This is a genomic window from Stenotrophomonas sp. 24(2023) (assembly GCF_030913365.1).
Lineage (GTDB): Bacteria > Pseudomonadota > Gammaproteobacteria > Xanthomonadales > Xanthomonadaceae > Stenotrophomonas.
Genome location: NZ_CP133160.1, coordinates 2366449 through 2382499 on the forward strand (window position 1 = coordinate 2366449; position 16051 = coordinate 2382499).

The following is a 16051-nucleotide window of genomic DNA, read 5'->3' on the forward strand; positions in this document are numbered from 1 at the left end:
CCATCCGCACTGGGCAACCGTCACCTGCACCGGCTAAGGTCGTCGCTTTCCAGTGGCAAGGGATGGCGATGAAGCGTGCGGTAGCGGTGGCGGGTGTGGTGGTGGTAACGGCGGTGGCCCTGGCGGCCACCTGGTGGTGGCCCCCCGGCAGCACCGCGCCCCCGGCACCTGCTGGCCCGCAACCCACGCCCCTGGCCTGGACCGCGCAGATCGAGCTGCTGGCCGGTGATGGCCACCCCGGTGATCGCGAGGGGGCCGCCGCGCAGGCCCGCTTCGCCGATCCCTACGGGCTGCTGCGCCTGGCCGATGGCACGGTGGTGTTCACCGATGCCGGCGACAACAACCGCATCCGCCGCCGGCTGCCCGATGGCCGCGTGCAGACCCTGGCCGGGCAGGGCGAAGGGCGCGTGGACGGCCCGGCGCTGCAGGCGCAGTTCAACACGCCCTCGGGTATCGCTGCCGATGCACAAGGCAACCTGTACGTGGCCGACACCGGCAACCACGCGATCCGCCGCATCGGCACCGATGGCCAGGTGACCACGCTGGCCGGTGGCACGCAGGGGTTTGCTGATGGTCCGGCTGCGCAGGCGCGCTTCGATGGGCCGATGGGCGTGGCCGTGGATGCTGGTGGCCGCGTGTATGTGGCCGATACCTGGAACGACCGTATCCGTGTGATCGAGCCCGATGGCCAGGTGCGCACGCTGGCCGGTGGCGATCGTCCGGGCCTGGTGGACGCGGCCGGGGGTGAAGCACGCTTCGACACGCCGGTGGCGCTCAGCCTGGATGCGCAGGGCGCACTGCTGGTGGCCGATCTGTTCAACAACGCGATCCGTCGCGTCACCACCGATGGCCAGGTGAGCACGCTGGTGGGCGATGGCGGGGTGATCAACGGGCCGTTGTCGGTGGTCAGCACCCACGATGGCGTGCTGTATGTCGGTACGCAGTCCGGCCGCATCGTGCAGGTCAGCCCGCAGGGCCACCAGGTCACGCTGGTGGGCAATGGCCGCGTATCGCGCTTTTCCCGCCCGAGCGGGCTGGCGCTGGACGGTGCCGATGGCCTGCTGGTGGCCGACGCAGCGGGCTTCCGCCTGCATCATCTGCGGCCGCTGCCGGTGGGCGAGCTGCCGGCGCCAGCGCTGGTAGGGCCGGCGGCCGATGCGGCCCTGCCGCAGACCGGCGGCCGTTGGCCGCTGGCGCCGCAGGAGGGCTGGCATGAAGTGGTCGGCACGCTGGGCGAGGTCCGTGGCACGTTCACCGGTGAAAGCCGGCACCACCTGCATGACGGTTTCGATGTGCGCGGTGATGTCGGCCAGACCGTGCTGGCCGTGGCCGACGGCAAGATCAGCAGCCCGGTGGCGGCCTGGAGCGTGGGCGGGCAGGCCGAGGGCCTGTCGGTGGACCGCATCCGCTATATCCACATGCGCGTGGGGCGCACGCCACGTGGCGAACCGTTCGATGCGCGCTGGCAGCAACTGTTCGATGCCGAGGGCAAGCTGGAGCGCATCCGCGTGCGCCGGGGCACGCGCATCCACGTGGGCGACAAGCTGGGCAGCATCAACAGCCAGGCGCACGTGCACCTGAGCGTGGGCAGCAGCGGGTTTGAAACCAACGCGGTAGCGCTGGGCTTCACCGGCTATGCGGACCATTTCGCACCGCGCATCACCGGGGTGGAACTGCTGGATGATGCCGACCAGCCGCTGCGCGCCGGTGCCGATGGCACGGTGGCCCTGGCCCGCGGCGGGCGTGGCGTGCAGATCGTGGTGGAAGCCTGGGACCAGGTGGACAACAATCTGCCGCGCCGCCGGCTGGGCGCCTACCAGGTGGGCTACCAGATCCTGGATGCCGGCGGCCAGCCGCTGGCCGGCTATGAACAGCCGCGCTGGAACATCGTGTTCAACCGCATGCCGCCGCAATCGCAGGCGGTGATGGTGGCCTATGCGCCGGGCAGTGGCATCACCGTGCATGGCAGTGCGGTCACCCGCTTCCGCTACCTGGCCACCAACACGGTACGCGATGGCTTGATGGAACCCGGGCGCTGGCAGCCCGATGCCCTGCCGCCGGGGCAGTACACCGTGCGCGCCAGTGTGCGTGACTACAGCGGCAACGAAGGCATCGGCCCGCGTGAGATCAAGGTGACGCTGCTGCCGTAGCCGCCGGGGCGCCGACGCGTTCGCGTTCGGCGTCCATGTCTTCCAGCGGCCGCACTTCGATGCTGCCGAAACGCGCCCAGGGGAAGGCCTGGGCAATACGCATGGCGTGGTCGCGGTCGCGCGCCACGATCAGGTTGAAGCCAGCCAGCAGTTCGCGGGTTTCGGCGAACGGGCCATCGATGATGCGGGGCGTGCCGTCGCGTACGCGCAGGGTCTGCGCGCGTTCGACCGGTTGCAGCTTCTGCGCGGCCAGCAGCGTGCCCTCGGCCTGCAGCTGGTCGGCATGCTGCAGGCACTTGCGCATCAGCGCATCGAATTCCTCGCTGGGCAATGCCTGCAGCAGGGCCGGTTCGATGTAGATCAGGAGCAGGTACTGCTGCATGGCGGTGGCCTGGCGGATGGCAGGCCACCATGATGGCCCAGCCCGGCGCAGGAACGTGTTGCAGCGCGCAACAACCGCACGTTGTGCAGGGCTGAACGCAGTCAGCTTTCCCCGGAAAATTTTTTCCCGGGCGTGTCGATCCCGCGCGCCCTGGGGCGTCGTTTCCCCTGAAGGGCACGCAGAACGGGCCCATGCAGGAGCACGACGATGAAGGTGATGGTGATTGTGAAGGCCACGGCCGATTCGGAAACCGGGCGGATGCCCAGCACGGCCGAACTGGAGGAGATGGGCGCCTACAACGAACAGCTGGTGGCGGCCGGCATCATGCTGGCCGGCGAAGGGCTGCATGCCACCCAGCGTGGCCGGCGGCTGCACTTCGGGGGCGGCGCGCCGCGTGTGGAGGCTGGCCCGTTCGGCCCGGCCAGCGATCAGATCGCCGGGTTCTGGCTGTGGGAAGTGCGTTCGCTGGAGGAAGCCACCGAATGGGCCAGCCGCGCCCCGTTCAGGGCCGGCAACACGCTGGAACTGCGGCCGATGGCCAGCCTGGAGGATTTCGGCGAGGCCTTCACCCCCGAATTACAGGCCCGGGAACAGCGTCTGCGCGAGCAGATCGAACGTTGACCGCCCCCGGTGGCCACCGGGCCGCCCTTACTGGAGCACGATGATGAAACTGATTCCTTTCCTGGGCTTCAACGGCCAGGCACACGACGCGATGGCCTTCTATGCCAAGGCATTGGGGGGCCAGGTCACCTCGGAAATGAAGTACCGCGACATGCCGCCTTCCGATGGCATGCCCGGCTGCAACGAGATGCCGGCCGAGACGCTCGACCATGTGGCCCACAGCCAGCTGGAAGTGGGCGCGGCGATCCTGATGGCCGCCGATGGCCCCGGCGATGGCAGTGGTGGCAGTACCACCCTCAATGTGGATGTGGACACGGTGGAAGAGGCCGAACGGGTGTTTGCCGCGCTGGCCGAGGGGGGCCAGGTACAGATGGCGATCGGTGAGACCTTCTGGGCGCACCGGTGGGGCATGCTGGTGGACCGCTACGGCAAGCCGTGGATGGTCAACTGCATGAAGCAGCCTTGAGCCCGGGAGCACACCGATGAGCAACCCGCAGATGATCTTCGTCAACCTGCCGGTGAAGGACCTGGATGCCTCCAAGGCCTTCTTCGCCGCGCTGGGTTATGCCTTCAACCCCACCTTCACCAATGAAGATGCGGCCTGCATGATCGTCAGCGACAGCATCTTCGTGATGCTGCTGGTGCAGCCGTTCTTCCGGCAGTTCACCAACAAGGCCATTGCCGATGCGCATGCGCAGACCGAAGTGATCACCTGCCTGTCGGCCGACAGCCGCAAGGCGGTGGACGTGCTGGTGGACAAGGCGCTGGCCGCCGGTGGCAGCGAACCGCAGCCGGCGCGTGATCTTGGCTTCATGTACCAGCGCGGCTTCCAGGATCTGGACGGCCACCTGTGGGAGATCGCGCACATGGACGGCACGCCTGGATGACCCCGGCGGCGCCTGCGCACGGAAGCGACCTGCAACAGCGGCTGGACACGCTGTGGCGGATGGAGTCGCCGGTGCTGATCGCACGCCTGGCACGCCTGTTGAAAGGCGATGTGGGGCGTGCCGAAGAACTGGCCCAGGACACCTGGCTGGCCGCGCTGGAGCGCTGGCCGGTGCAGGGCATCCCGGACAACCCCGGAGCGTGGCTGATGACCACCGCACGCAACCGCGCCATCGACGTGCTGCGCCAGCACCAGCGGGTGGCGGCGCAGCACGCGCAATGGGGGGAGGAGCTGCAGCCGGCGGCGCTGCCGGCCCCTGACGACAGCCAGGCGCTGGAAGACGACCTGGGCGATGACCTGCTGCGGCTGATGTTCGTGGCCTGCCACCCGGTGCTGCCGGCCGATGCGCGGGTGGCGCTGGCGCTGCGCCTGCTGGGCGGGCTGACCACCGCCGAGATCGCACGCGCGTTCCTGCAGCCCGAGCCGACCGTGGCCCAGCGCATCGTGCGTGCCAAGCGCACCCTGGCGCAGAAGCAGGTGCCGTACGAAGTGCCGCGCCAGGACGCCCTGCCGCCCCGGCTGGCGTCGGTGCTGGAGGTGGTCTACCTGGTCTTCAATGAAGGCTATGCGGCCAGTGCCGGCGATGACTGGATGCGCCCGGCCCTGTGCAGCGAGGCGCTGCGGCTGGGGCGCATCCTGGCGCACCGGCTGCCGCTGCCCCCGGTGCTGGGGTTGCTGGCCCTGATGGAACTGCAGGCCTCGCGCGTGGCGGCGCGGGTGGATGCTCAGGGGCGGCCGATCCTGCTGGACCAGCAGAACCGCGCCCGCTGGGACTGGCTGCAGATCGAACGGGGACAGCAGGCGCTGCAGCGCGCGCTGCAGGCCCATGGGCACCAGGACCCGTATGTGCTGCAGGCCTGCATTGCGGCCTGCCATGCGCGGGCGCGCCGCGCCCAGGACACCGACTGGGCGCGCATCGCCGCGCTGTATGCACAGTTGCTGGAGGTGATGCCTTCACCGGTGGTGGCCTTGAACCGGGTCGTGGCGGTCGGCCGCGCCGAAGGGCCGTTTGCCGCCTGGGCCCTGCTGCAGCCGCTGCTGGGGGAGCCGCGCCTGCAGCACTATGCCCCGCTGCAGGTGGTCCGGGCCGAACTGCTGCTGCAGCTGGGGCGGCAGCACGATGCCGGCGATGCCTTCCGGCAGGCGGCCGGACTGACCGACAACGCCCGCGAACGCACGCTGCTGCTGGAACGGGCCGGGGCCACCGCGGCCGCGCCGTGATGCCGGCTGGCACGCGGCGCATGACAAATGGGTGGCGCCGCATCGCCCGTGGGCGTTCTACACTCAGGCACTGGTTGCAACCCTGTGCTGGAGAGAGCGATGAAGCGTTTGGTGATGAGCGTGTTGGCCCTGTCGGTGTCGACCGCGGTGATGGCGGCAACGCCGAAATTCGATGGCGCGCGGATTTCCGCCGACGTCAAGGAACTGGCTTCCGATGCCTATGAAGGCCGGTCGCCGGCCACGGCGGGCGAGGAAAAGACCATTGCCTACCTCAGCAAGCAGTTCGCCGCCGCCGGCCTGCAGCCGGGCGGAGACCTCAAGGACGGCAAGCGCCTGTGGACCCAGGCCGTGCCGCTGCGCAAGGGCGACATCGTCGGCAGCCCGCAGCTGTCGCTGCAGCAGGGCGGCAAGACCGTGGCGCTGGAGCAGGGCAAGCAGATTGCCGTGCGTGCGGCGATGAACGGTGCCTCCCAGGTCGATATCAGCAAGGCCCCGCTGGTGTTCCTGGGCTATGGCGTGAAGGCGCCGGAGCGCAACTGGGACGACTTCAAGGGCGTGGACCTGAAGGGCAAGATCGCCGTGGTGCTCATCAACGACCCGGACTTCGAGACCGGCCAGGGCGATTTCGACGGCAAGGGCATGACCTACTACGGCCGCTGGACCTACAAGTACGAAGAAGGTGCGCGCCAGGGTGCGCTGGGCGTGCTGATCGTGCACGAGACCGCGCCGGCCTCCTATGGCTGGGCCACCGTGGCCGGCTCCAACACCAACACCATGTTCGACGTGGTGCGCGACAACCCGGCCGAAAGCCACCCGCTGCTGGAGGGCTGGATCCAGCGCGATCTGGCGGTGGAGCTGTTCCGTTCGGCCGGCCAGGATTTCGAGGCGCTGAAGAAGAAGGCGCAGCAGCGTGACTTCACCCCGGTGCCGCTGACCGGTGCCAGCCTCAGCGCCAAGTACGCGGTGAAGACCGAGGTCATCACCTCGCACAACGTGGCCGCACGCCTGGAAGGCAGCACGCACCCGGATGAAACCATCATCTACAGCGCGCACTGGGACCATATCGGCGTGGGCGAGCCCGATGCCCGTGGCGATCGCATCTTCAACGGCGCGCTGGACAATGCCAGCGGCACCGCGTCGCTGGTCGAACTGGCACGTGGCTTCGCCAAGGCCCCGCGTCCGCAGCGCTCGGTGCTGTTCCTGGCCGTGACCGCCGAGGAAAAGGGCCTGCTGGGTTCGGAGTACTACGCCACCCATCCGCTGTACCCGCTGGCCACGACCGTGGCGGTGATCAACATGGATGGCATGGCGCCGTTCGGCCCCTCGCGCGACTTCGGCATCTACGGCTCGGCACGCTTCGAGCTGCTGGACCAGCTCAAGGACGTGGCCAAGGGCTGGGGCATCCGCTACACCCCGGACCCGAAGCCGGAAGCCGGCCTGTTCTTCCGCTCCGACCACTTCTCCTTCGCCAAGCGTGGCGTGCCGGCCCTGTCCTACTCGGCCGGCCAGGACTGGGTGGACGGGGGCGTAGCGGCGGGCAAGAAGGCCTCCGACGACTACACCGCCAAGCGCTACCACCAGCAGGGCGACGAGTGGCAGCCGGACTGGACCTTTGCCGGTGCCGCGCGCGACCTGGAAGTGGTCTACACGCTGGGCAACCAGCTGGCCAATTCGCGTGCGTGGCCGAACTGGAGCAAGGACGAGTCCTTCCGCGCGGTGCGTGACGCCAGCGCCGACCAGCGCAAGTAAGCAGTGGCGGGGCGCAGCCCCGCCCGTCCCCGGCAGCGTCGGGCCAGCCCCGGCGTTGCCCAGGATGGTTCCATCCCCGCTTTCCGGGGCTTCGTCGCAGGGCGCTTGTCTGCCTGATGGGCCGCCCTATGCTCGGCTCATCCCCTTCCCTGACTTCCACGGCGCCCGCCATGTTCGCCAGCCTCCTGCACATTCTCCGTCACCTGCTGGCCTGGGCCGCCGCGCTGGTCGTGGCCGGCATGGTCTGGAGTGGCATCTTCAGCGGCATGAACGACGGACCGGGCTGGGTGTTCGGGCTGCTGGCCATGTTCCTGATGCTGTCCGCGCTGGGCAGCGGCATCACCCATGTCCGCCGGGTGTGGCTGGTCGCCGGCCGATTGGATGCCAGCACGCTGTCCGGGCGCCAGCGCCGGCAGATCGAAGTGCCGATGGATGCCGGCATGGCCTTCAAGGTGGTCGAAGCCGCCGTGGCCGAACTGCCGCGGGTGGAAGACGTGGAAAGCGCCAGCGGCAGCCTGCAGGTGCGGGCCTATGTGCGTCGCGTGGACCTGTGGAACGGGCGCCAGCCTTCGCGCTGGAACCTGCCGGCGCGGCTGGCGATCAAGCGCAACAGCGTGCTGGCCACGGTCACTCCGGGGCAGGGCACCAGCACCGTCACCCTGGTGCTGGAACCCGATGCCGGCTGGTGGGCCGACCTGCTGGCGCTGGATGAAGGCAGCAACTACGAGAATGCCGAAGCCCTGACGCGGGCGATCAGTGGCCGCGTGGCCGAACAGCGCCGCGACGAGCAGGCGGCCGCCGCGCAGACCCACGTGGAAAAAGAACTGTCGGTGGCGCGGCTGAACCTGCTGCACGCGCAGGTGGAACCGCACTTCCTCTACAACACGCTGGCCAACGCGCAGGTGCTCACCCGTACCGACCCGGCGCGGGCCGAACAGATGCTCGGCCACCTGATCCAGTACCTGCGCAGTTCACTGCCCAGCGTGGATGCCTCACTGTCCACGCTGGGCGTAGAGCTGGAACGCACCCTGGCCTATCTGGAAATCCTGCGCATCCGCATGGGCGCACGCTTGAAGGTGGATGTACAGGTGCCCACGGCGCTGCACAGCGTGCCGCTGCCGTCGATGGCGCTGCAGACCCTGGTGGAGAATGCGATCAAGCACGGGCTGGAACCCAAGCCCGGCGGTGGCACGGTCTGGATCCTGGCACGTGGTTTCGATGACCATGTCACCGTCACCGTCGCCGATGATGGCCTGGGGTTCGGCCAGGGCACCAGCGGTACCGGCATCGGCCTGAAGAACCTGCGCGAGCGCCTGCGCCTGACCTGCGGCGAACAGGCCGGCGTGGCCATCGTCGCCAACTTCCCCAGCGGCGTGGCGGCCACCATGACCCTGCCGCAACCGACCAAGGAGGCCCACCATGCCGCTTGATGCCCTGATTGCCGAAGATGAGGACCTGCTGCGGCAATCGCTGGTGGAGCAGCTGGGCCGGTTGTGGCCGGAACTGCGCCTGGTGGCCGAATGCGAAGACGGTGCCAGCGCGCTGGAACAGCTGGCAGAGAAGCAGCCGGACATCGCCTTCCTGGATATCCGCATGCCGGGCGTGACCGGTATCGAGGTGGCCCGCTCTCTGCCGCAGATCAGCCCGCGCACCCAGGTGGTGTTCGTCACCGCCTACGACCAGTACGCCATCGATGCGTTCGAGCAGGGGGCGATGGACTACCTGCTCAAGCCGGTCAGCGATGAGCGGCTGCTGGCCACGCGCGAGCGCATCCTGGCGCGGCTGCCCTCGGCCCGCCAGGACGATGCCGTGCTGGAACACCTGCTGCAGCGCCTGGGCGCGGCCCCGCAGGCGGCCGGGCGGCCGCCGCTGGCCTGGATCACCGCCAGCAATGGCCGCGATACGCAGCTGATCATGCTCGAGGACGTGATCTATTTCCGCGCCGACAACAAGTACACCACCGTGGTCACGGCCGAGGGCGAAAGCCTGCTGCGCACCCCGCTGAAGGAACTGCTGGACGTGCTCGATGGCCAGCAGTTCCGGCAGATCCACCGCTCCACCATCGTCAACATGAAATCGGTGGCGGCCGTGAGCCGCGACGATGCCGGGCGCGGTGTGCTGCGCCTGAAACACCGGAGTGAAACGCTGCTGGTCAGCCAGCCGTTCATGACCCTGTTCCGCGGGATGTAACCGCGCCCCTCGCTGCGAAGGAACTGATATGCGCCCGCTTCTGCTTGCAAGCCTTGCCGTGCTGGCGATCGCCGGCTGTGACCGGCCCGGCACCGGCTCCACATCGACATCCATCACCCATGTGCGCGCCAACGGCGTGGATACGGTCCACAGCAAGGTGACCGTGACCGGCGGCATCGCGCGCTTCGACTGCATTGCCAGCCGCAGTGGCCGCTGCCACTACCTGGTGCTGGACCCGCGCTGCAGCGTGGATGCGGCCTGCGATCAGCCGCCGTTGCGGCGGCTGGAGGTGGAGGCGGGCAAGACAACGGAGGTCACCGGCCTGCCGAAGGGCTTCCAGCAGTGCGTCAGCGACGTGCAGAAAGAACACTGCCACCGCGAGTGATCACGGTGGCAGTGTGGCTCCCCCCGATTGCGGTGGGGGCTAGAAGGCGGGTTGCAGCGTGAGCGGATGCTGGTGCTCGTTCTCGCCGACATGGTTGAGCCGGCCGACCAGTTCGGAGTGCTGCTTCATGCGGCCGATCTCGGTCATGATGCGGATGTCCTCATGGCGCAGCTCGCGGCGGGCGGTGACGGCCTGCTTGTAGTCCAGCACTTCCGGGTAGTGTTCGGCCAGGTCCAGCGCCTCGGCCACGCATTCCACGCTGTCGGCCTTGGAACTGATGCGGGCGCGGCTGTTGAAGGCCTTCATCCAGCGCTCGAAGCCGGCGGTACGGTCGAACATGTTGGCCATGAACCAGATCACGAACAGGATCGACACCCAGGAACCGAACACCACGACCACGCGGGTGAAGGTGATATGGAAATCATCGCGCCACAGGTAGTCGGCAATCAGGCCGAGGATGAGCAGCGAGGCCGCCTGCCAGCCGATAATCGAGGCGATCAGCCATTGGCACTTGGCCTGCGCCAGCACCGCCACTTCGTCGCGGATCTGTTGTTCGCTGAGGTTGCGCCAATGCGCGACCTGTTTGTCGAACGGGCTGCTGTACAGCTCGTTGTCGCGAAGCAGTAGTCCCAAACCCTTGAACAAAGCAATCATGGCTGGCTCCTTGTGGAACGTGCGTCGATCAGCATTGGACGGTGTGGCAGGTCCAGTTCTAGCACTTCCAGCGAGCGGTGCAATGGGCGCACGGCCACGCGGCGCAAGGGGTCTGTCGGGGAGAGTGAATGTTGTTGCATCGCAGCAGCGCGGTCGCAGCCTGCGACAAGATGTCGCAGGGTGAAATGTGCTGCGCCTGCACATGAAACCGGGGCTGAGCGGAAGCGGCGGCCGCCGTGGCCGATCCTGCCGCTGCTGGCGGACAACTGCGCGGAAACCGCCTCGCACGCAGGGCCGGCCCCTGCGGAAACGGGCGCCGCAGGGCGCCCGTTCCGGTTACATCACCACACCTTGACCCGCTTGTCCGGGGCCAGGTACAGCTTCTGGCCTTCCTTCACCTCGAACGCGGGGTACCACGCGTCGATGTTGCGCACGGTCAGCGCACGGAACTGGCCCGGGGCATGCACGTCGGTCAGCAGCGAGTTGCGCAGCGCCTGTTCGCGGCTCTTGCTGCGCCAGGCCTGGGCGAAGCCGAGGAAGAAGCGCTGGTCCGGGGTGAAGCCCTCGATGGTCTGGCCCGGCTTGCCCTGCAGCGAGAGCTGGTAGGCGTCGTAGGCGGTGCCCAGGCCGGCCACATCGGCGATGTTCTCGCCCAGGGTCAGCTTGCCGTTCACGTGCACGCCGGGGAACGGTTCGTAGCTGCTGAACTGCGCGGCCAGGGCATCACCGGCGGCGTTGAACTGCTTGAGGTCTTCCGGCGTCCACCAGTTGTGCAGCTTGCCGGTTTCATCGAACAGCGCACCGGCGTTGTCGAAGCCATGGCTGATCTCGTGGCCGATCACCGCGCCGATGGCGCCGTAGTTCACCGCGTCGTCGGCGGCACCATCGAAGAACGGCGGCTGCAGGATCGCGGCCGGGAACACCAGGCGGTTTTCCAGCGGTACGTTCATCGCGTTGATGGTCTGCGGCAGCATCGCCCACTCGCCATGGTCCACCGGCTTGCCCAGCTTGGCGATGTTGCGCTGGTATTCGAACCGTTCGGCACGCTGTGCGTTGCCCAGCGGATCGTCGCGGCGGATCTCCAGGCCGGTGTAGTCGCGCCACGTGTCCGGGTAGCCCATGCCCACGGTCAGGCCGGCCACCTTGGCCTTGGCACTGGCCTTGGTCTGCGGGGACATCCAGGTCAGTGCATCGATGCGCTTGGCGAAGGCGGCGATGATGTTCTTCGCCATTTCATCGGCGCGTTCCTTGGTCCTGGCATCGAAATGCTTTTCCACGTAGCGCTTGCCGATGGCCTCGCCGACGGCGTGGTTGGCATCGTCCACCGCACGCTTCCAGCGATCGCTCTGCTGCGGGGTGCCGCTGAGCGCGGTGCCGTGGAAGGCGAAGCGCGCATCGGCGAACTTCTTCGGCAGGTAGGCGGCGGCGCGGTCCAGGGCATGGAAGGTCATGTAGTCCTTCCAGACATCCAGCGGCTCGGTGGCCACCAGCTTGGACAGCCCGGCCACGGCCTTGGGCTGCCACACGATGAAGTCCTGCTGCTGGCCCAGCCCGGCTGCATCAAGGAAGGCCGCCCAGTCCAGGCCTGGGGCCTTGGCGCTGAAATCGGCCTGGGTCCACGGGTTGGCGCCCAGGGTCACGTTGTTGGTTTCTTCCTGGGTGGCGTGGGCCTGGGCGATCCTGGTTTCCAGCGCCACGATGCGCTGCGCCTTGCCGGCGGCATCGGCCACCCCGGCCAGATGCAGCAGCTGGCCGACATAGGCCTGGTACTGCTTGCGCAGCTCGGCCATGCGGCCATCGCCCAGGTAGAAGTCGCGGTCGGGCATGCCCAGGCCGCCCTGCACCAGGTACGGCGCGTTGCGGTCCGGCTGCAGCATGTCCACCGACACCCACAGGCCGAACAGGCGGTCGGTGTAGAAGTTGGTGGCGTTGAGCAGGTCCACGTCGGCACGCATGTCGCCACCCAGTGCACGGGCCAGCGCGGCCTTGTCGGCGATGCCGCCGATGGCCTTCAGCTGCGGCTGCACCGGGGCCAGCCCGTGCTTCTCGATACCGGCTTCATCCATGAAGGCGGCGTAGTAATCGCCGATCAGCCTGTCATCGCCGCTGGCCTGCGCATTGGCCGCAGCGCCTTCGAGGATGGCGCGGGTATCGGCCAGGGTCTTTTCGGCGATGACGTTGAAACTGCCGTAGCGCGAACGGTCGGCCGGGATCTGGGTGTTCTTCACCCAGGTGCCGTTGGCGAAACCGAAGAAGTCATCACCGGCGGTGATGCTGCGGTCCATGCCGGTGGCATCGAAGCCGAAGCTGCCGAGCATCGGCGTGGCGGCGGCCGGGGCCGCATCGGCGGGGGCGGCATCGGCCACCGGCGCGGCAGGGCGATCACAGGCGGCCAGGGACAGGCTGGCCAGCACGGCCAGGACCAGGGTAGGGCGACGCAGCAGGGACATGGACACGTACTTCTCGTGCAACGGAAAGCACCAGTCTACTGCGCGGGGCTGCAGGGGGTTGCGTCGGCAACCATACGCCGGCGGCGGGTTGGCTGTGCAGGATCTGGCCGCACGCGGCCGGTCCGGACGGGATCGATCTTCCCGCCGTCATCGACGTGGTGCATGCTGGCCGCCGGGTGCGGGTTCCCCGTCGGCGGGGGCCGGGCACTGACCTTATTTCGAGACGTCAAGATTGGCAGCCATCGGCCGTTGAGGACCGATGATGCCGAGGAGCCGTACACGCATGAAGCCCGCCCACGCAGTGCCAAGGAACGCGCGATGCCCGCACTGAGCCGTGCGCTGGCCCGGCCGCTGCGTGCCATCAGCTGGGGCGGCATCCTGCTGGGGCTGCTGCTGGTGATCGGGCTGGTGGTGATGCTGGCCAACGACCACCAGCGGCGGCTGGAGGCCGCGCAGCGCCAGAGCCGCGCGCTGGCGGTGGGCAGCGAGCGCCTGCTGGGCATGGAACTGCGCAACCTGGAGCGGGCCCTGCAGGGCATCGCCGCCGATGGCGTGCAGCTCTACCGGTATGTGCCCGAGCAGGCACCGGCGCTGCTGGCCGCGGCCATCGAGGGGGTACTGCAGCGCCATCACGAACTGCACAGCATCGTGGTGGTGGACCCGCATGGGCGCCCGCTGGGCGGCGGCAGTGGCGACCTGCAGCTGCCGCTGTGGCTGGATGGCCTGCACCGCGGCAAGGGCAGCCAGCTGTACCTGGGCCCGCCACAGCGGGTGGGGGGGGAACGGCCGGAATGGGTGGTGCCGGTGGCGCTGCCGATGGATGCCCGGCGCTGGCTGCTCGCGCGGCTGCGCTGCAGCGAACTGCAGGCCATCATCAGCGGGCTGGATGTGGGCCCGGATGGCATGGTGTCCATCACCGATGCGCAGGGCTACATGCTGGCGCGCGTACCGGCCCCGGAAGGCAGCATCGGCGCCCGCTACGTGCTGCCCGGGCGCGAACTGCTGGGCAGCCGCGCGGTGGTGGAACTGGGCACCTTCAACGGTGTGGTCGATGGCGTGCCGCGCATTTCCACCCTGAGCACGCTGGAGAGGAGCCCGCTGGCGGTGCAGGTGGGGCTGGCCAACACGGATGTGCTGGCGCCCTGGTGGCCCTATGTGCAGGCCGCCGTGGTGATCACCCTGGTCTACCTGCTGATGCTGCTGGGGCTGCTGCTGGCGGTGCGCCGCAGCCTGGACCGGCAGAAGGCCATGGCCGAGCAGCTGCGCACCGGCAGTGCCGAACTGCGCATGGCGCACCAGGTGGGCCGCGTCTGCACCTGGTACGTGGATGAGGATGCCGCTTCGCTGCGCTGGTCACCGCTGGCACGGGAGATCTTCGGCATCGCCCACGATGCCCTGCCGGTGACCGACTTCTTCGACCGGGTGCACCGCGAAGACGTGGTGCGGCTGCAGGCGGCTTTCGACCAGGCCTTTGCGGGCACGGCGACGCTGGACGAGGTGTTCCGGCTGGTGCTGCCCGGCGGCGAAGTGCGCTGGGTGGGGGCACGCGGCCAGCGCGTGGCGATGGCCGACCGCCAGCGGCGCATGATCGGCGCCCTGACCGACCTGAGCGAGCGTTACCAGGCCCGTGAGCAGGTGACCCGGGTCGAGCGGCGCTTCCGCCTGCTGTTCGACCGCAACCCGGCCCCGTTCTGGGTGTTCGACCCGGACACGCTGCGCTTCATCGAGGTCAACGAAGCGGCCGTGCGCCAGTACGGCTACAGCCGCGAGGAATTCCTGTCGATGAGCATCCTCGACATCCGCCCGCGCGAAGGCTGGGAGGAAGTGCGCGGGGCGATCGAGCAGGCGCGCACGGGCGAACTGCAGGACGCCAAGGTGCGCCTGCACCAGCGCAAGGACGGCACCGTGTTCGAGGTGCGCGCGCACCTGGCGCAGCTGGATTTCGACGGGCAGCCGGCGTGCCTGGTGCTGGCCGAGGACGTGAGCGAGCGGCTGGCCTATGAGCGTGACCTGGCCTACCAGGCGCTGTACAACCCGGCCACCGGCCTGCTCAACGTGCGCGGCCTGGCGGCGCAGCTGGACGAGCAGGATGCCGGCTACACGATCGCCTATGTGCAGCTGCGCGGCCTGCAGCTGGTGGCCGATACGCTGGGCCGGGAGGTGGGCGAGGCCGTGCTGCAGGCGATGGCCGCGCGGCTGGGCGGGCTGGGCGCACGCCATGGGCGGCTGGCCTTCCAGCCCACCGAGGACTTCGTGTTCGCCATCGAGGCCGGGCACAACGCGCAGTCGGTGCTGGACAGCCTGCTGCAGGTGGTGTCCGCCCCGGTGCGCGGGCAGGATTCGCTGCACCAGTTCGAGCCGCGCATCGGCGTATCGGTGCACGCCCCGGGCGATGGGCTGCGTGCCGAGCAGGTCATCGGCATGGCCGCGCAGGCCGCGCATGCCGCGCGTGCCGAAGGCAATGTCGTGGTCTGGTTCGATACCCAGGTGGCCACGCGCCAGGCCGACCGCCTGCGGCTGGCTGGCCGCATCCACGCCGCCATCGACACCGAGTTCGAGCTGCACTACCAGCCCATCTGCATGGCGGCCGATGGCCGCCCCGCCGCGCTGGAAGCGCTGCTGCGCTGGCCGCAGGCCGATGGCAGTTTCATTCCGCCGGGCGAGTTCATCCAGTTGTGCGAGGACACCGGCCTGATCCTGCCGCTGGGGCGCTGGGTGATCCGTACCGCGGCACAGGCACAGCGGCAACTGGTCGAGGCCGGGTGGGGCGAATTGCCGATCGCGGTCAACGTATCGGCGGTGCAGTTCTTCAACAGCGACCTGGTGGCTGAATTCACCGATGCCCTGCGCGAGTTCGGGCTGGCCCGTGGCGCGCTGCAGGTGGAATTGACCGAGAGCAGCCTGATGCGCAAGCCGGCGCAGGCGCTGCAGACCATGCAGCGCCTGAACGAGCAGGGCATCTGCGTGTCGCTGGATGATTTCGGCACCGGCTATTCCAGCATGTCCTACCTGCAGCACCTGCCGCTGGACATCCTGAAGATCGACCGCAGCTTCGTGGCGGACGTGGAAACCAACCCGCGCAATGCCTCGATCTGCCGCGCGCTGCTGTCGCTGGGCCACAGCATGGGGCTGACGATCATCGCCGAAGGCGTGGAAACCCCGGGGCAGCTGCAATGGCTGGCCGCGCATGGCTGCGACCAGGTGCAGGGGTATCTGCTGGGCCGCCCGGCCCGGCTGGACGCGGTCATCGCCGCGCTGGAAGCCGTACCGGTGGATGCATGCCGGTAGCGTTGACGCTACCGG

Annotated in this window: 13 protein-coding genes; 10 read left to right on the forward strand and 3 right to left on the reverse strand. The window is 68.7% G+C overall.

The window, feature by feature from the left end; genetic code table 11:
• The first annotated feature begins 68 nt into the window (after positions 1 to 68).
• Positions 69 to 2150: a gluconolaconase gene (locus tag Q9R17_RS10510; protein WP_308154594.1), complete on the forward strand. Its 2082-nt coding sequence runs from the start codon at positions 69 to 71 to the stop codon at positions 2148 to 2150.
• Here the strand turns inward: Q9R17_RS10510 and Q9R17_RS10515 are convergent.
• The gene (locus tag Q9R17_RS10515; protein ID WP_308154595.1) at positions 2128 to 2532 is read right to left on the reverse strand and encodes a YciI family protein; all 405 of its coding nucleotides are present in this window, start codon (positions 2530 to 2532) and stop codon (positions 2128 to 2130) included. The two genes, Q9R17_RS10510 and Q9R17_RS10515, sit on opposite strands and share 23 nt — an antisense overlap.
• 207 nt (positions 2533 to 2739) lie before the next feature.
• On the opposite strand from Q9R17_RS10515, the gene Q9R17_RS10520 reads away from it, so the two are divergent.
• The 8 genes from Q9R17_RS10520 (at position 2740) to Q9R17_RS10555 (ending at position 9644) form a co-directional block, all read left to right on the forward strand.
• Complete coding sequence (locus Q9R17_RS10520; RefSeq protein WP_308154596.1) at positions 2740 to 3153, forward strand: YciI family protein; 414 nt, start codon at positions 2740 to 2742, stop codon at positions 3151 to 3153.
• Positions 3154 to 3196: 43 nt separating this feature from the next.
• A complete protein-coding gene (locus tag Q9R17_RS10525; protein WP_308154597.1) occupies positions 3197 to 3619 on the forward strand; it encodes a VOC family protein in 423 nt (140 codons plus the stop codon).
• Between the two features lie 16 nt (positions 3620 to 3635).
• Entirely contained in the window at positions 3636 to 4040 is a 405-nt protein-coding gene (locus Q9R17_RS10530) for a VOC family protein (protein WP_308154598.1), read from the forward strand.
• Positions 4037 to 5320 carry a sigma-70 family RNA polymerase sigma factor gene (locus Q9R17_RS10535; RefSeq protein WP_308154599.1) on the forward strand — a complete coding sequence of 428 codons (1284 nt, stop codon included), beginning with the start codon at positions 4037 to 4039 and terminating at the stop codon, positions 5318 to 5320. Before Q9R17_RS10530 ends, Q9R17_RS10535 begins: the two co-directional genes overlap by 4 nt.
• Positions 5321 to 5419: 99 nt before the next feature.
• Positions 5420 to 7069, forward strand: coding sequence for a M28 family metallopeptidase (locus Q9R17_RS10540; protein ID WP_308154600.1), 1650 nt, complete (start codon positions 5420 to 5422; stop codon positions 7067 to 7069).
• A 170-nt stretch (positions 7070 to 7239) separates the two neighbouring features.
• Positions 7240 to 8499 carry a histidine kinase gene (locus Q9R17_RS10545; protein ID WP_308154601.1) on the forward strand — a complete coding sequence of 420 codons (1260 nt, stop codon included), beginning with the start codon at positions 7240 to 7242 and terminating at the stop codon, positions 8497 to 8499.
• Complete coding sequence (locus Q9R17_RS10550; RefSeq protein WP_308154602.1) at positions 8489 to 9259, forward strand: LytTR family DNA-binding domain-containing protein; 771 nt, start codon at positions 8489 to 8491, stop codon at positions 9257 to 9259. Before Q9R17_RS10545 ends, Q9R17_RS10550 begins: the two co-directional genes overlap by 11 nt.
• Positions 9260 to 9287: 28 nt before the next feature.
• Positions 9288 to 9644 (forward strand): hypothetical protein, encoded by a 357-nt coding sequence (locus Q9R17_RS10555; RefSeq protein WP_308154603.1) that lies wholly within the window; start codon positions 9288 to 9290, stop codon positions 9642 to 9644.
• 39 nt (positions 9645 to 9683) lie between these two features.
• On the opposite strand, the gene Q9R17_RS10560 is transcribed toward Q9R17_RS10555, so the two are convergent.
• Positions 9684 to 10298 carry a hypothetical protein gene (locus Q9R17_RS10560; protein WP_308154604.1) on the reverse strand — a complete coding sequence of 205 codons (615 nt, stop codon included), beginning with the start codon at positions 10296 to 10298 and terminating at the stop codon, positions 9684 to 9686.
• A gap of 341 nt (positions 10299 to 10639) precedes the next feature.
• Complete coding sequence (locus Q9R17_RS10565; RefSeq protein WP_308154605.1) at positions 10640 to 12748, reverse strand: M13 family metallopeptidase; 2109 nt, start codon at positions 12746 to 12748, stop codon at positions 10640 to 10642.
• 318 nt (positions 12749 to 13066) lie between these two features.
• Between Q9R17_RS10565 and Q9R17_RS10570 the strand changes: the two genes are divergently transcribed.
• Positions 13067 to 16036: an EAL domain-containing protein gene (locus tag Q9R17_RS10570; RefSeq protein ID WP_308154606.1), complete on the forward strand. Its 2970-nt coding sequence runs from the start codon at positions 13067 to 13069 to the stop codon at positions 16034 to 16036.
• The last annotated feature ends 15 nt before the right edge of the window (positions 16037 to 16051 follow it).